The sequence below is a fragment of the Nonomuraea sp. NPDC049400 genome (assembly GCF_044466425.1).
Taxonomy (GTDB): Bacteria; Actinomycetota; Actinomycetes; order Streptosporangiales; family Streptosporangiaceae; genus Nonomuraea.
The window spans coordinates 1-1,123 of the sequence record NZ_JBITMP010000166.1 but is presented as its reverse complement, the minus strand read 5'-3'; the positions used below and the strand labels follow the sequence as shown (position 1 = coordinate 1,123).

General features: G+C 63.8%; 1 protein-coding gene. It reads right to left on the bottom strand.

What is annotated here, in order from left to right; genetic code table 11:
* Positions 1–147 precede the first annotated feature (147 nt).
* Entirely contained in the window at positions 148–567 is a 420-nt protein-coding gene (locus ACIBVN_RS60915) for a CBS domain-containing protein (RefSeq protein WP_349456494.1), read from the bottom strand.
* Positions 568–1,123: the final 556 nt, after the last annotated feature.

The window sequence follows — 1,123 nt, the reverse complement described above, 5'->3', positions numbered from 1 at the left end:
TTCATGATCTCGCCTCGCCACCACGACGTTCACACCTGACCGCCACCACACCAGCCCGTTCTACCTGCGGAAACAGGATGGAACTCTCTCAATGGTCGCCTGGCGGCCAGAGCTTGTTCTGAGGCGCCCGCAGGATGAAGATGCGCCCTATCTGTTGGGTGGGGCTGCGCTGATGGACGCCAGCGTGGACTCGCGTTCCAGGTCGATGGTCAGGTCACCCAACGACAACACACCCACCAGCCGCTCGTGATCGAGTACGGGCAATCGGCGCACCGAGTGCAGGCGCATCAACTCCACGGCGTACCACTCCCCATCGTCCGGAGAGACGGTGACGAGCTGACGGCTGCAGATGTCACCTGCCGAGACGAGCTCAGGCGACAGGCCGCGCGTGATCGCCCGCACCACGATGTCCCTGTCAGTCAGCACCCCGAACAGCCGTCCGTCCTCCATGACGAAGACGTCACCGATGTCGTGCTCGCGCATCTGCCGAGCTGCGGCCACCAGCGTGGAATCGACGCTCACCATCACGACATCCCTCGTCATCACATCTTGAACGTGGCGTGTCATGGCAGATCCTTAGTCGGCGACAGCACTCGTGGATGGGAGGGCCGGCGCAATGCCGCAGCCGGTCAGCGTGCAACGACCGCACCGGCGCTCTCACCTCGACACTGCCCACGCCGAGGCACCAAAGTCACATCCGTCGCCGATTTTGCGGCCTAGAGCAGGTCTCCCAATCTTCTGGAAGGCCAGCGTTCGGGCATGCTTTCCTCCGGAAAGCAAAGAGGGTAGCCAAATATTCACGCACGAAAGAGGGTGTTGTCGGCGCGGCCCTCTCGCATGCACGATGCCAGGAACATGGCGCCGTCACGTACGCACCACCCGGTACGACCCCAGCACGCCGGCGCGCTGCTCAGGCCACCGACGAGCAGGTGCTCGAACTACTCGGCGGGCCGCGCCACCTGCCGCCGCCGGCCACGGCGGTCAGGAAGGGGCGGGTTGTGAAATCTGATCCGCCAGAGCGCCGGTGAGGGCCGTTCTTGAAACGGCTGGACTGAGGTTGACGGGATCCCGTCTGATCATCGAGATCAGGCGGGATCTTGTCGTTTCAGGGGTTTCCGAATCG

What these genes read in the sequence shown, in the direction of transcription:
- ACIBVN_RS60915 (WP_349456494.1), bottom strand. Translation starts at nt 567, where the DNA reads ATGACACGCCACGTTCAAGATGTGATGACGAGGGATGTCGTGATGGTG.